General features: G+C 51.4%; 14 protein-coding genes. 9 read left to right on the forward strand and 5 right to left on the reverse strand.

Going from position 1 to position 14,069, the window contains the following annotated elements; translation table 11 throughout:
- Positions 1–61: 61 nt before the first annotated feature.
- The 6 genes from F1E05_RS17430 to F1E05_RS17455 all read left to right on the forward strand — a co-directional run bounded on the left by F1E05_RS17430 (position 62) and on the right by F1E05_RS17455 (position 5,418).
- Positions 62–907: a CheR family methyltransferase gene (locus F1E05_RS17430; protein ID WP_150050711.1), complete on the forward strand. Its 846-nt coding sequence runs from the start codon at positions 62–64 to the stop codon at positions 905–907.
- Complete coding sequence (gene cheD, locus F1E05_RS17435) at positions 904–1,542, forward strand: chemoreceptor glutamine deamidase CheD (RefSeq protein WP_150050713.1); 639 nt, start codon at positions 904–906, stop codon at positions 1,540–1,542. The genes F1E05_RS17430 and cheD overlap by 4 nt, the downstream gene beginning before the upstream one ends.
- A gap of 8 nt (positions 1,543–1,550) precedes the next feature.
- On the forward strand, positions 1,551–2,615 hold the full coding sequence (locus F1E05_RS17440; protein WP_150050715.1) for a protein-glutamate methylesterase/protein-glutamine glutaminase: 1,065 nt from the start codon (positions 1,551–1,553) through the stop codon (positions 2,613–2,615).
- 526 nt (positions 2,616–3,141) lie between these two features.
- Positions 3,142–3,825, forward strand: coding sequence for a methyl-accepting chemotaxis protein (locus F1E05_RS20940; RefSeq protein ID WP_408631339.1), 684 nt, complete (start codon positions 3,142–3,144; stop codon positions 3,823–3,825).
- A gap of 118 nt (positions 3,826–3,943) precedes the next feature.
- The gene (locus F1E05_RS17450; protein WP_150050720.1) at positions 3,944–4,243 is read left to right on the forward strand and encodes an STAS domain-containing protein; all 300 of its coding nucleotides are present in this window, start codon (positions 3,944–3,946) and stop codon (positions 4,241–4,243) included.
- A 71-nt stretch (positions 4,244–4,314) separates the two neighbouring features.
- Positions 4,315–5,418, forward strand: a complete 1,104-nt coding sequence (locus F1E05_RS17455; protein ID WP_150050726.1) for an AI-2E family transporter — start codon at positions 4,315–4,317, stop codon at positions 5,416–5,418.
- Here the strand turns inward: F1E05_RS17455 and F1E05_RS17460 are convergent, their stop codons facing one another.
- Positions 5,419–6,831: a PhoH family protein gene (locus tag F1E05_RS17460; RefSeq protein ID WP_150050728.1), complete on the reverse strand. Its 1,413-nt coding sequence runs from the start codon at positions 6,829–6,831 to the stop codon at positions 5,419–5,421.
- Between the two features lie 320 nt (positions 6,832–7,151).
- Here F1E05_RS17460 and gpmI point away from each other — a divergent pair, with 320 nt between their 5' ends.
- The gene (gene gpmI, locus F1E05_RS17465) at positions 7,152–8,795 is read left to right on the forward strand and encodes a 2,3-bisphosphoglycerate-independent phosphoglycerate mutase (protein WP_150050730.1); all 1,644 of its coding nucleotides are present in this window, start codon (positions 7,152–7,154) and stop codon (positions 8,793–8,795) included.
- 95 nt (positions 8,796–8,890) lie between these two features.
- Here the strand turns inward: gpmI and F1E05_RS17470 are convergent, their stop codons facing one another.
- Together F1E05_RS17470 and F1E05_RS17475 are read right to left on the reverse strand one after the other, a co-directional pair.
- Complete coding sequence (locus F1E05_RS17470) at positions 8,891–10,210, reverse strand: aldose epimerase family protein (protein ID WP_150050732.1); 1,320 nt, start codon at positions 10,208–10,210, stop codon at positions 8,891–8,893.
- 408 nt (positions 10,211–10,618) lie between these two features.
- Positions 10,619–11,092 (reverse strand): hypothetical protein, encoded by a 474-nt coding sequence (locus F1E05_RS17475; RefSeq protein ID WP_150050734.1) that lies wholly within the window; start codon positions 11,090–11,092, stop codon positions 10,619–10,621.
- A gap of 172 nt (positions 11,093–11,264) precedes the next feature.
- On the opposite strand from F1E05_RS17475, the gene F1E05_RS17480 reads away from it, so the two are divergent.
- Together F1E05_RS17480 and F1E05_RS17485 are read left to right on the forward strand one after the other, a co-directional pair.
- Complete coding sequence (locus tag F1E05_RS17480) at positions 11,265–11,696, forward strand: metal-dependent hydrolase (protein WP_269473513.1); 432 nt, start codon at positions 11,265–11,267, stop codon at positions 11,694–11,696.
- Positions 11,697–11,733: 37 nt separating this feature from the next.
- Positions 11,734–12,138, forward strand: a complete 405-nt coding sequence (locus tag F1E05_RS17485) for a hypothetical protein (RefSeq protein WP_150050736.1) — start codon at positions 11,734–11,736, stop codon at positions 12,136–12,138.
- A gap of 142 nt (positions 12,139–12,280) precedes the next feature.
- Here the strand turns inward: F1E05_RS17485 and F1E05_RS17490 are convergent, their stop codons facing one another.
- Both F1E05_RS17490 and F1E05_RS17495 read right to left on the reverse strand, forming a co-directional pair.
- Entirely contained in the window at positions 12,281–13,144 is an 864-nt protein-coding gene (locus tag F1E05_RS17490) for a transglutaminase family protein (RefSeq protein WP_150050738.1), read from the reverse strand.
- Positions 13,145–13,148: 4 nt separating this feature from the next.
- Entirely contained in the window at positions 13,149–13,946 is a 798-nt protein-coding gene (locus F1E05_RS17495; RefSeq protein WP_150050740.1) for a transglutaminase domain-containing protein, read from the reverse strand.
- Positions 13,947–14,069: the final 123 nt, after the last annotated feature.

Below are 14,069 nucleotides of genomic sequence, written 5' to 3' on the forward strand. Positions count from 1 at the left end.
TGATGCGAAATAAATTTATTACATTATCATGCAGAAAGAACTATAAAAAGCCATATATATTATGAGCGCAAATATAAAAGAAAAGCCCCGCGAGTTTGAATATACTCTGGAAGACTTTGACTACCTTAGAAAAATATCTAACGAGCACTCCGGCATCCAAGTACCAAATGATAAATTCGACATGTTTTACTCTCGCTTATCCAAGCGGGTTCGCCTGTTAGGCTTAAAAAACTTTAAAGAATATTGCAAATATTTAGAGTCCAATCCGGAGCATGAATTTACTGAATTCATTAATGCGGTAACAACCAACTTGACCTCGTTCTTTAGAGAAAATCATCATTTTGAATACATTATAAATCCGCTTTTACCGAATTTACTAAAAAGAAATCAAAATCGGCAACAAATAAAAATATGGTCGGCCGGATGCTCAACCGGCGAAGAACCTTATTCTCTAGCCATGACATTATTGGAAAATACGCCACCAGCTTGGAGCATCAAGATTTTAGCCACGGACTTGGATACCAACGTATTGGCGACAGCGGCAGAAGGAATATATTCGATGGATCTGGTTGAAAATATTGGAGAGAAGCGGCTACAACGCTGGTTTCAAAGAGGAACGGGCTCCCAAAACAATAAAATTCGCGTTAAACAGGAACTTAAACAAATTATAAGTTTTAAGCAATTAAATCTAATAAAAGAGTGGCCCATACAAGGCAGCTTTGATTTTATTTTTTGCCGAAACGTATTGATATATTTTGACAAGGATACTAAAGAAAAATTAGCCAACCGTTACGCTGGCGTGCTCAATGCCGGAGGCACTTTGTTTATCGGACACTCCGAATCTTTACATCAGCTGGACACCCCTTTTCACCTTATTGGTAAAACCATATACCAAAAAGCCTTATGAATAAACGGCACGACATACCTCCGGCTGCCATTCCCGGCTTTTCCGAGATAAATAGATATTGGGATCAAGAAAACCAAATCATTTCCGCTAAATTATTACCGGGTGAATATTATGTCACCTATGAAGACGAAATGATTACTACCGTTTTAGGTTCCTGCGTATCGGCCTGTATTCGCGACAGCGTCTCCGGTGTTGGCGGCATGAATCACTTTATGCTCCCCGAAACGAGCAAAACAAAGCTGGCATCCCGGGATGAGTCGGTTATTGGTACCGCTTTACGTTACGGAAACTATGCCATGGAGCACTTAATCAATACGATCTTACAAAACGGCGGCAAACGAAAAAACCTTGAAGTCAAATTATTTGGCGGCGGCAAAATTATTGCCACCTTAGGCGATGTAGGCTCCCGGAATATTGCCTTCGTTATGGATTACGTGGATATGGAGGCGCTAAAATTGGCATCGCATGACCTAGGCGATATTTATCCTCGGAAAGTAAACTATTTTCCGAAAACCGGTAAGGTTAGAATGAAAAAAATCAAAGACCTACATAACGAAACCATCATCATGCGGGAAAAACAATACGGTTCTCAAATTAAAGACATTGAAATTGAAAGCGACATAGAATTGTTCTAGGAAATTTCATGGATAAAATTAAGTTGCTGATAATCGATGATTCCGCATTGATTCGGCAAATGCTCACTAAAATTTTCAGCGAAACCAACGACATCGAAGTAGTCGGTACCGCAAGCGATCCTTTAATTGCCCGAGAAAAAATAAAGGCGTTGAATCCTGACGTGCTAACCTTGGATGTCGAAATGCCCAGAATGGATGGATTAACATTTCTTCGCAACTTGATTCGGCTTCGGCCCATGCCCGTGGTAATGATTTCTACGCTGACATCTCAAGGCGCAGAGGTCACCTTGGAAGCGCTTGGGCTAGGCGCGATAGACTTTGTCGCAAAGCCCAAAGCGGACGTCGCTCAGGCTCTGCAAGTTTATGCGGATGAAATTATCGAAAAAGTGCGTATAGCGGCAAAAGCCAAAGTAAAAGCATTGGAACTATTCAACTCCTCTAGCCAAGTGACAAACCGGGACGACAACAACACGACCCCGATTTACAAAAATCATTTTCGAACTACCAACAAAATTGTTGCGGTCGGCTCTTCAACAGGAGGCACGGAAGCACTGAAGCAAGTGGTAAAAAGATTGCCCGCTAATGCTCCGGCCATGGTTGTTACTCAACACCTACCTGTTGCCTTCAGTGCGTCCTTTGCCAAGCACGTTGACGAAGCCGGATTATTGAACGCTCACGTTGCCTACGACGGCCAGCTTATAGTTCCGGGAAACGTTTATATCGCACCGGGAGATAAACATTTAAAGGTAGCGCGAGACGGCGCACGCTATATCTGCCGTTTAGACGACGGTCCATTGGTTAATCGGCATAAGCCATCCGTTGAAGTGTTGTTTCAATCAGTCGCTGAAAACGTCGGTAAAAATGCAATCGGCGTCATGTTGACCGGAATGGGAGCGGATGGTGCCAACGCGATGCTGCAAATGCGGCAAGCCGGCTCAATCAACATAGTTCAAGACGAAGCCTCGTGCGTTGTTTGGGGCATGCCGGGGGAAGCCTTCAAGCGCGGCGCCGCTCACCATGTGCTTTCCCTAGACAAAATAGCCAATCAAATCATGGCATTAGTTGACGGATGACTCTATGATAATATTTCTCCGTAATCATGGAGTCGCATTAGTCTGTACAGTGCTATTATTGAGCGCCTCCCCCATCCTTCTGCCTGCGACCATTGGAGTTTGGTTGCCGAGCGCTGTAATCGCCGGTATTTGGATTTACAAAATCTGGAAACTGGATAAACATCAACAACCACTGCATACCTACGACTCTAACGAAGAGTCCGGCCGCCTGCATCGTGTCATAGACCGCTACGTAAACGGACTTAAGTCTTGCAGCGATGAACAAGTGCAAGTCTACTTCGATGAACTGCATAAATTGAAATTTATCGTGGCCGACGCCGTGGCCACTATGAGCAATAGTTTTAACACGTTGCACCGCTTGACGTCCGGCCAGTCGCAAATCGTACACGCCCTGCTCAAGGATTTGGAAGGCGGGAATTCCGAATCCGACGCTACCATGACTTTTCAACAATTCACGGAAGAAACCGATCTTGTGCTGGGTTATTTTATCGAGCACATCCTCCAAATCAGCAAACAAAGCATGGAAATGGTGGGGGTCATCAACGATGTGGGCAGTCATATGTCACTAATTGAAAAACTACTGGGAGACGTGCAAAAAATAGCGGACCAAACCAATTTGTTGGCTTTAAACGCCGCGATAGAAGCCGCACGTGCAGGTGAAGCCGGCCGGGGATTCGCCGTAGTCGCTGACGAAGTCAGAACCCTATCCAAACATTCGGATAAATTTAGCGAGGAAATAAGAACGGTCGTCGTATCGTCCAAACACAATATTCACCTTGCACAGTCGATGATAGAAGTAATGGCTTCTAAGGATATGAATCTCGCCATCAGTTCGAAAGCCAAGATCGGTAAAATGATGGCGGACATTGCAGTCATTAACGACAAGGTTTCCCGGAGTGTGGCCGAGGTTTCAGAGATAACCGAAAAGGTGGAATCGAGCGTCAACGATGCCGTCAGAAGCTTGCAATTCGAAGACATGTCCCGACAACTCATTGAATGCCTGCAACAAAATCTTCAACACTTACGCGCGCTATCCGACGAGATCGAGATCGGCATTAGCGTTTTTAAAACTAGCGACCCCGCGGAATGGGAAAAACAACTGAATGACGGCACCGATCGGATGAAAGCCATGAAACAAGAATGGCGTAGCACCCAGAATACCGTAGTAACCCAAAACTCGGTTGCCGAAGGTGAAATCGAGTTATTTTGACTTTCAAAGCCCGCAATAATCGCTAAACTTTAAGATCAGCCCCTACTCGTGCGGACTGCATACGTCTTTTCCACCCTCCTTTTCTAACTGACAACTCGATATTTCAAGAGGCATTAATATGGGCATAGAAGCCAAAGTGGAATTCGGAACCTTGACCATTCGAATAAGCGGACGTTTTGATTTCGGCGTCCACCAACAAATGCGGGAAGCCACCAATCTAGTCAAGCCGGACGTCACCAAGATCGTGGTAGACTTGTCTTTCACTGATTATCTTGATAGTTCCGCCCTAGGCATGCTATTAGTTCTCAGGGAAAAAAGCGCCACACAAAGCAATACTGTGGAAATCAAGGGCGCTCATGCCGAAGTAAAAAAAATACTCGAAATCGCCAACTTCGATAAACTGTTTACCTTGTCTTAACTAAAACCAACGTTCTCCTGAATGGGTCCGCTCCTCCCACTCACTTGCCTAATCGACCGCTGCACAATGCGATGAGTAAGCAAACCGATTTTTCCAACCTGGATTTCGTCAGAGATTTTTTCCATCGCTTTCTACCCAATTCCCAAGTCGTTGCCTTAGCAATCAGCCTAGTCGTAGGCTCATTGCTGATTTACGGCCTTTCCGGCCTTTTAATGCCGGTGTTTGCGTCGATTGTCATCGCGTACTTACTGGATGGCTTGGTCGTCAAGACCGAGAAGCTGGGCTTACCCCATCTGATTTCGGTACACGCCGTGTTTTGTAGCTTTCTTACCGTATTGGGTTTCGTACTTTTTGTGCTGGTTCCGGTCGTATCGGAACAAACGGTGCAACTGGTACAACGCATACCGGAGATGGTCTATAGCGCTCAGACTGAGATTCTCAGATTACCGGAGGTATATCCGGAATTCATCTCCCAAGCGCGAATACGAGAAATCATGTTCGTCGTACAACAAGATTTGTTGAAATACGGCCAAAACATCCTTTCAGGCTCGGCCCAGTCTTTCGCCGGTTTATTAGCCGCCGCGATTTATTTATTTCTGGTGCCGATGATGGTGTTCTTTTTTTTAAAAGATAAACACATATTAATCAAATGGTTGTCTCAATATTTACCTAGCGATATGTCGCTGACCATCACGGTGTGGCAAGAAGTCGATTTGCAAATCGCCAATTACGTCAGAGGCAAGCTCTTAGAAGTATTCATCTTATGGGCGGCCAGTTATTTGACCTTCGCCATGCTGAATCTGAATTATGCAATGTTGTTGGCCGTGCTGATGGGAGCGTCGGTCATCATTCCTTATGTCGGCGCAACCTTGGTCACCTTGCCCGTGCTGGGAGTGGCTTACGTGCAATGGGGTAGTAACAACGGCGATGAATTCATGTACGTATTGATTGCCTATTCGTTGATTCAAGCGATTGACGGCGTCGTCCTGGTGCCCTTGCTGTTTTCGGAAGCAGTCAACTTACACCCTATCGCTATCATCATCGCGATATTATTTTTCGGCGGCCTATGGGGATTTTGGGGGGTATTTTTTGCCATCCCGTTAGCCACGCTGGTTAAAGCCGTGTTAACCGCGTGGCCCAGAGCCGGTCATGCGCACAATACGCTAGGCGTTTAATTACAAATGATCGGAAGCATAGTCCGCAAGCCGCGAGCGCTCTCCCCGCTTTAGGGTGATATGCGCACTGTTTTCCCAGCCTTTAAACCTATCAACCACATAAGTCAGTCCCGAGCTGGTTGCCGTCAAATAGGGCGTGTCGATTTGCGCCAAATTGCCGATACAGATGATTTTCGACCCCGGCCCCGCCCGCGTAATCAAGGTCTTCATTTGCTTTGGCGTCAAATTCTGGGCTTCGTCGATAATCAAAAAACGATTTAAAAAGGTGCGTCCGCGCATAAAGTTCAGCGAGCGTATCTTCACCCGATTCATAACCATGTTGTGGCTCGCGTTCTGCTCCCATTCATTGGCGCCGGAACGGCTACCCAACAACTCCAAGTTATCCATCAACGCCCCCATCCAGGGCGCCATTTTTTCTTCTTCCGAACCGGGTAAAAACCCGATGTCTTCTCCCAACGGTACGGTTTCGCGCGTCATTATAATTTCATAATATTCTTTTCTCTCCATCGTCAGAGCCAAACCGGCCGCCAGTGCCAGCAGGGTTTTGCCGGTACCGGCCGAGCCCAACAACGTAACAAAATCGACATTTCTATCCAGCAGCGCGTTTAAGGCGAAATTTTGTTCCCTGTTTTTAGCAATCACTCCCCAGACGCTGTGATGCTTGTTCCGATAATCGTTGGCAAGTTGTAATACCGCGCTTTCCCCGTTGCGGGATTTAACAATCGCTTCGAATCCCGATTCATCGTCGAGATACAGAAATTGGTTGGGATACCATTCAGCAACCAGAGGGCTATGGATGCGATAAAAGGTATTGTTGTTTTCCTGCCAAGATTCCATTCGATTGCCGCATTCCTCCCAAAAATTGGCGTCCAAGGCCAAAGAGCCGCTATAAAGCAAGTCTATGTCTTCGATCGTTTGATCGTTGTGATAATCTTCCGCCGTAATTTGTAAGGCGGCGGCTTTAATCCGCATGTTGATATCTTTGGACACCAAAATGACTTTGACGTCCGGATATTCTTTAGTTAAAGCCAATACCACGCTTAAAATCGAATTATCGGCTATTTGTCCGGGTAAATCGTCAGGCAACAAATGCGTCAATTGCCGGGTTTGAAAATACAAACGCCCGGACTGGTCAACCTCGTTTGCCAGACCGTGCTCTATCCGAGACAGAGGCAAACCTTCGTTAATACTATGCCGATCGGCATCTCGAATCAGTTCGTCCAGAAAACGACTCGCTTGCCGCACGTTGCGCGAGACATCCGACAACCCTTTCTTGGCGTGGTCCAATTCCTCCAGCACCACCATAGGGATGAATAAATTATGTTCTTGAAAACGAAAGATCGAAGTAGGGTCGTGCATCAGCACGTTAGTATCTAAAACAAATAATTTTTTTTCGTTTGACTGAATATTCATGAATTATCGATCTCGAGATTGCTCGGTATAGCCGAATTTCCGTTACGCCCTCATTACTCTATCAGAAAAGCGAGCAAGGCATTGAACTCGGAGGCAACCGTAATCGGCCCGATTCCAAGCGGCCGGCTAACCGTGCGCCGCACGCATACCGCGAGCGGAACGCTGGATTTGTTGCCGACACCGGCCCCTTAAATCATCCCACCCTTTTCATCCCTAGCAAGTAAGCCGCACCGCTTCAGAGACCTGTCCACAACTGGTAAAATACGCACCAAACGCCGCGCTCCGGCGCATTCACACTATCCATCGACGCAAACATCACCATGAAATTAGAAAAATCCTCCCGTTTCACGCCTGCCCCCGGCCCGGTCGTCACCATCGTTCTGGACGGCGTCGGCATTTCGCCGCGCGAAGACGGCGACGCGATCAAAGCCGCCCGCACGCCCACTCTGGACCGGCTAATGGCCAGCTACCCCATGACCAGCCTGCGCGCGCACGGTACGGCAGTCGGGATGCCCAGCGACGAAGACATGGGCAATAGCGAAGTCGGCCACAACGCCATCGGCGCCGGCCGGGTATTTGCCCAAGGCGCCAAATTGGTCGCCGAATCTATTGCCAGCGGCCACTTGTGGCAAGGCCACGCCTGGCACGAAGTCGTCGCGGCTGCCAAGCAAGGCGGCAGCTTGCACTTCATCGGCCTGTTTTCAGACGGCAACGTGCATTCTCACATCGACCACCTGAAAGCCATGCTGGAACGCGCCAAGCAAGAAGGCGTCGGTAAAGTGCGCTTGCACATTTTGCTGGACGGCCGCGACGTCGGCGAAACCTCGGCGCTGGATTACGTCGATCCGTTTGAAGTCTATCTAAGCGAATTGCGTAGCGCCGATTTCGACGTGGCTATCGCCTCCGGCGGCGGCCGTATGAGCATCACCATGGACCGCTACGAAGCCGATTGGAGCATGGTCAAACGCGGCTGGGACATCCACGTCCGCGGCGAAGGCCGGCAATTCGCCAGCGCGCACGAAGCGGTCCAAACCTACCGCAACGAATTGAACGTCATCGACCAAGACCTGCCCGGCTTCGTCATCGCCCAAGGCGGCCAGCCGCTAGGCCCCATCGTCGACGGCGATGCGGTGGTGTTTTTCAATTTCCGCGGCGACCGGGCTATCGAAATCTCCCGCGCCTTCACCGAACAGGAATTTTCCGCATTCGAGCGCGGCCCGCTGCCTAACGTGACCTACGCCGGCATGATGCAATACGACGGCGACACCAAACTGCCGCCGCGTTTTCTGGTGGAGCCACCGGCCATAGACCGCACCCTGGGCGAATATCTGGCCAAAAACGGCGTGTCGCAATACGCGATCAGCGAAACCCAAAAATACGGCCACGTCACCTATTTCTGGAACGGCAACCGCACCGGCAAATTCGACGAAGCGCTGGAAACCTATGTGGAAATCCCCAGCGACGTGGTACCGTTCGAGCAAAGGCCGTGGATGAAATGCGCGGAAATCACCGACGCCCTGATAGCCGCGGTGCGCAGCGGCAACTACCAATATCTACGGGTCAACTACGCCAACGGCGACATGGTCGGCCACACCGGCAACTTCGAAGCCGCCGTCACCGCGATGCAAAGCCTGGACATTCAGCTGGCTCGTCTAATCCCGGCGATCCTGCAAGCCCAAGGCACGGCGATCATTACCGCCGACCACGGCAACGCCGACGAAATGTACGAGCTGGACAAAAAAGGCAACGTCATCCGCAACGGCGAAGGCCGCGCCAAAGCCAAAACCTCGCATACCTTGAATCCGGTGCCCTTCGTGCTGATTTCCGGCGAGGAAAACCCCGGTTATAAACTGCGCGACGATTTGGCCGCCGTCGGTTTATCCAACCTGGCTGCCACCGTACTTAACTTGCTCGGTTACGAAGCCCCGACCGATTACGATGCGAGCTTGATCGAAGCGGTTTAAAGTCCGTCCTCAGGTGGGCGCCATATGCAGTGCGCCCACCACTTCAACTAACTTTCCGGAACGTGCGGCTGATGTGCTTTGCCGATTGGCGAGAATTAGCCCAACTGGGAAACGATCGGCGCCACCCGTTGATTGACTGCCTCCAGCAATTGCTGCTGGCTCTTGCCGCTGTCCAAACCGGACTCGATAGGCAGGATAAAAGCCTGCCACGCGCTTTCGCCTGGCGGGAACGTGCCGGTTTCGAAAAAACCGGTATTGAATGCGCTACCCCACGGTTCGTAATACTCGGTTTTCGGCCGGCCGGCTGCCAACGGCGGATTCTGCGCCAAAGCCTGTTGCCGGTTAAACAACGCGGGGTTACCCCAGGACCACATCTTGGTGTAGTGCGGCCGACCGGCATCGGATAGCGTCAGGTAGGCAATGCCTCTGCCGTCGCCGTAACTCAACGCATGGTAATCGCCGTCCCGGCGCGGATAGTCGTACAAAATGCCGCCACTCCCGGTCGGCCAAGCCAGCGGCTTGTTCAAATCGGCGTCGTTCCAATTGGCCGGCGTCGGCGGACAGCCCAACACGAAGCCGTTTTTGCCGCGATAAGCCGGTAAATCCCGATCCGGGTCCAAACGCATGTCCTGCGCCAGAAAGTTGTCTTTCACCATGCCCTGATACACCCACAAATCCTTGCAGCGGCGTTTGTGCTGATGGGAAATCACTTGCCCGTCGGCGTTGACCGGATAGGTCTGCGGCAGCCAAATCTCACCGGTCACCTCGCTGTCGCGGCTATTGATTAAACCGGCGCGCAAACGCACGAAATCCTCGCCCGGACGCAGGCCGATCTCGAACACGAATAAGGCATCGGTCACCGGATACTTACTCATCGGCAAATCGGAACCCGGCGCCGAAAACTGGCCGCGACTCAAGGTATCACACAGCAACGCCCGGTTCTCCGCCGAATCGCGAATACTCAGCACGATGTTGGAACCGGCTTGGTCGGCCACGAATTCCACGTCCCAATCGCTGTCGTAATACAGTCCGTGCTCCGCAGTCACCGCCGCCACCCGGATGCCGCCGTGCAAAATCAAGCCGCGGGTCAACGGAAACGCGTTGGAACCGGCGCCGTAATACGTCGCCCCGGCTTGGTTTTGCCAGATATATTCTTGGCCTTCTTTTTCGATGGACACCAAATTGCCGCCCAGCGCAATCGCCTTGACCCGCAACACGCCGTTGTCCAACACCCAGCAATCGACCGTTTCCCGCCCGCAAATAGGCCCGTTTTCTATGCGCTCGATGGACTCGACGAAGGTCAACACATAAGTGCTGCGGCTAATCGTTACCCCGCTGGGAAATGCGGACGGCAGCTCGCCGACAGCGCCCGCGCGCAACGCTCGTAACGGAATAACGCCTTGTGTTTCGGCCATGCTCTGCCTCCTGAAATGGGGGAAATTGCGCTGAAGTTTAGTGCAAGGTTGGAGATGCGGCGGGATTTGTAATGCTTAGCAGGAGGGGGGCCTTTTTCCGAATCTGCTCACTGCTGTTCGTATTCTATGGCCTTGCAGCACTGTACGGCGAAGTTATGGACTGCTCGACAGGACCGGCTTGACTTAATCTAATATTCCGATAACACCAAGTAATTCATCCAACCCACGATTTAGCGGCGCAGTTCGCGGTAGCGGTAAGCCAGGCTAACGCCCCGCGAGCGCTCGGTGAGTTGTTTGATGCGATACTTAACGTGGTGTAACGCATGGTTGCCCCGGAAGCGAAACCCGAGAAACTCCAATTCGTTGCGGGTGCGCCGGAGCGGGAGGCAAGCCCCCTATTTTTCAAATTCAATTCACGCCTTTCTGCGCCACAAATCCTTCCCAATTGCTGGTCGTTACCGCGCGCAAGTAAGCTTGGGCCATCTCCGGTGTGAGCAATTCGAACAATACCCGGTTTTCCAGCCAAACCTCCACCACCTGAAACATGCCGCCGCGCTCACAAGTGATCGCCCTCCAGCCTTCCCGCGCGGCAATCGCTTTGATAGCGGCTTCGTCCAATGACACGGATAATGCGGCGTGGGTAGGCACGTAATCGGGCTGATCCCCATCGGTTTGAAACTGCACCTCCTGCTCTCCCGAACCGGGTTCCATGACGGTACCAAGCGGATAGACCTCGACCAGCGTGGCATGGCCGTCGTCGCAGATCGCAACGTGACTGCCATGCGCGGGTGGAAACGGGTAAGCCTTGCCGCCGATCAATTCGGCAACGACGGCTGCTACTCGGGCTGGTTCATGGGCGGAAATCGATAAATGGTGAATCATATTCGGTTCTCAATTTGTACTAAAAATGGGGGCGGGTTACTTTTTGCCGCTTTTTCCTCGACAATCATATATCCTGACTTTTATTTGAGCGAATACTCCGATGATCATTGCTCACATGCCCGCAGGGTAGGTCATCGCGAAACTGCTGGTCCGCTATGCAGAGCCGCTTGGAATATCGGCAACCGCATTTCTCTGGTCCGGTGTCGTCGGAGCCTTGGCACCCGACCTCGACATGTTCTATTTTTACCTCGTCGACCACCGACAACACCCTCACCATAGCTACGTCACCCACTACCCGGTGGTTTGGCTTATGTTGCTACTCGGCTCTATTATCGGGTTTTACCTTTCTACCTCTAAACATATCGCCACCTATGCGGCGATATTTTCACTGAACGGCTTTGCACATATGTTTTTCGACACGATAGTAGGCGATATCCGCTGGACCGCGCCTTGGGGTAATAAAGCATTCGCTTTCTTCACGGTACCGGCGCTCTACAAGCCGTGGTGGCTCAATTTCCTGCTGCACTGGTCGTTTGCCGTAGAGCTTGCCATCGTTGTTTGGGCCTACTATCTTTGGCACAAGTCACGCCATCTCAAACAGTGAGATACTGGCCGATTTAACCAATCCGTTAGAGGCTGCCATGAAAACCCTTATCTTCGCAACACTAATCGCAGCACTGCTGGTAACCGGCGGATGCGCCTCCCGTAACCAAACGCCGCCGCAAGCATCGGCGGCAGGGACAGGCAATCCGCCTGAATCGCTTATCGAGGGTAACTTTCCGCCCGACAGTGCCTTTGCGAAAATTCGCCTGGGCATGGCACAAGGCCAGATCCACGAAATCCTCGGTCAGCCCAACGATACCAAGTACTACCAAACCGGCAAGGCATGGATACCGTTTTACTTCGGTCAGGACACGATGCGCGCCGACGAATTTTACAAAGGCGTCGGCGTCCTCACCTTCACCGGGGCCGGCATCGGCGGGGTGCATTGGACGCTGTTTAGAGCGGTATACGATCCTAGCGAAGACGGCTATCCGAACAATTGACCAAGCGAGTTAAAGAGACTTCCGTTCAAAGTCATCGCCCTGCTCCGGCATGAAATGGCCGGAATTGGGACTTCATGGACGGACCGGCATCCACCCCCGGCACTGGCCGCCCGCTACCCTGAGCGAACATCGAAGATTCCGGTTAACCGGCCAATAAATTGACTTGAACATTCACCAACATACTCGGGGAATGATTCCTGGGCCCGATGTAGCTACCCGAAATGGGCGGTACCGCTTCCGGATTACGAGCCACCGCGACGGCGATGTGGCTATTTCCGGTCATGTAACCGACAGTCGGATCGAAACCTTGCCAGCCTGAGCCGGGAAAATACACCTCCGCCCAAGCGTGGGTAGAAGCGTTGCCTATTTCCGTCGCGGGGGCGTGCAGATAACCGCTGACGAAACGGCTTGCCAGACCCAGACAGCGACAAGCCTCGATAAACAGGGTGGCGTAATCTCGACAAGACCCGCTTCCCAGATTGAGGGTAAGCAGCGGCGATTGCACCCCGGCCTCTTCTCGGACGGTGTAGCGAAATTTACTGTTGATGACGTGATTGAGCATGGACTGCAAATACGGCATATTCAGATCGCCGATTTCGAAGCCGATTTCCCGCAACCAACTCTGTAAGGCTGGTTGTTCTTGTTTAAAAATAGGCTGTTGGTAGGCGGCAAGATCAATCAACTCGGCCGGATCATAATTTCGCGGGTTGACCAGCGGATAAGCGGTTTTGCTAATATTCAGCGCTGAGTCTTCGTAATGTTGGATCACAACCTCGCTCACAATTCGCAGCCTGTTCGTAGGCTGCGAAAATTGAATCAAAGCCACGGAATTGTCGAACACGTCTCGATACCACTTGATGGAATAGGTCGGACTAATCTCCAATTTCGAAGATTCGATACGCACATCGTGGCCCTCGCGCGGCCGAAGCAACAGACGGTGACTGTTCAGCGTGACCGGGGCCCAAAATACATATTCCGTAACATGCCGGATACGCAGTCTTTGCACGCCGTCATTCCTGAATATTCGGCAAGCGTTCGACGCTGACGGACAGGCGAGCAGGACGTAGCGGTAAGCCGAATTGGGTAAAAATGGCGACGTCGGCGGCATCATGGCCGTAGGCGACTATCACTCGCCCCCCGCGCGGCGTCGGCTGGGTAGGATCGAAGGCATACCAACGCCCGCCGACGTAAGCCTCGAACCAGGCATGAAAATCCATGGGGTGCAAACCGTACAAATAGCCCACGACCATGCGCGCCGGGATGCATAACGCTCGGCACAATGCGATCCCCAAATGCGCGAGGTCGCGGCAAACGCCCTGTCCCGCCAGATTGACCTCTATAGCCGATAGCTGCAGCTGAGCGGTGTCCTGATTGAAACGAATGTGCTCGCGCAACCACCGATTAACCGCATCCACCTGGTCGTAACCGGGCGCCATTCCCGCCGCTATGTCGCGCGCAAGCTCGATAAAGCGGTCGGATTCGCAATACCGCGAGGGCAAAAGATAAGTCAATACCGAATCGGGCAGCGACCCAATTTCAGCAAACGGTGCGCCGGGTGCGATGTCGATTTGCTCGGAGGTTCGAATATCCGCGTCGGTATGAATCGAGAGCGTACCCGCCGGAGCTATCAGACGCTGACATAAATTTCCGTATGCATCGATATACTCAAACAGCTGGATGCCCGGTTCAATGACAAAGGACTCTCTCTCAATCCATTGATTCCAGCCGCTGCGTGGCCGCAGCATGAGTATGATCGGCGTGGGCAGATCGACTTCAAAACAAAGGTCGCAACGAGTACGTAACCGCATAAACCTTATCCCGCTAGCGTCCATCGGGGGAAAAACATTTCATTGACCATAACGTAAGAATGCCTACAAGCGGAAACTATAGCTGCGCAAGTAAAAGGAGTTGCATGGTTTTGCTCAATCCCC

The organism is Methylomonas rhizoryzae (genome assembly GCF_008632455.1).
In the GTDB taxonomy this organism is placed as follows: domain Bacteria; phylum Pseudomonadota; class Gammaproteobacteria; order Methylococcales; family Methylomonadaceae; genus Methylomonas; species Methylomonas rhizoryzae.

Bases quoted from the DNA above. Each gene is read 5' to 3' on its own strand.
- cheD (WP_150050713.1), top strand. From the start codon at position 904: ATGAATAAACGGCACGACATACCTCCGGCTGCCATTCCCGGCTTTTCC.
- F1E05_RS17455 (WP_150050726.1), top strand. From the start codon at position 4,315: ATGAGTAAGCAAACCGATTTTTCCAACCTGGATTTCGTCAGAGATTTT.
- F1E05_RS17495 (WP_150050740.1), bottom strand. From the start codon at position 13,946: ATGCGGTTACGTACTCGTTGCGACCTTTGTTTTGAAGTCGATCTGCCC.
- F1E05_RS17485 (WP_150050736.1), top strand. From the start codon at position 11,734: ATGAAAACCCTTATCTTCGCAACACTAATCGCAGCACTGCTGGTAACC.
- F1E05_RS17430 (WP_150050711.1), top strand. From the start codon at position 62: ATGAGCGCAAATATAAAAGAAAAGCCCCGCGAGTTTGAATATACTCTG.
- F1E05_RS17470 (WP_150050732.1), bottom strand. From the start codon at position 10,210: ATGGCCGAAACACAAGGCGTTATTCCGTTACGAGCGTTGCGCGCGGGC.
- gpmI (WP_150050730.1), top strand. From the start codon at position 7,152: ATGAAATTAGAAAAATCCTCCCGTTTCACGCCTGCCCCCGGCCCGGTC.
- F1E05_RS17475 (WP_150050734.1), bottom strand. From the start codon at position 11,092: ATGATTCACCATTTATCGATTTCCGCCCATGAACCAGCCCGAGTAGCA.
- F1E05_RS17460 (WP_150050728.1), bottom strand. From the start codon at position 6,831: ATGAATATTCAGTCAAACGAAAAAAAATTATTTGTTTTAGATACTAAC.
- F1E05_RS17450 (WP_150050720.1), top strand. From the start codon at position 3,944: ATGGGCATAGAAGCCAAAGTGGAATTCGGAACCTTGACCATTCGAATA.
- F1E05_RS20940 (WP_408631339.1), top strand. From the start codon at position 3,142: ATGGTGGGGGTCATCAACGATGTGGGCAGTCATATGTCACTAATTGAA.
- F1E05_RS17440 (WP_150050715.1), top strand. From the start codon at position 1,551: ATGGATAAAATTAAGTTGCTGATAATCGATGATTCCGCATTGATTCGG.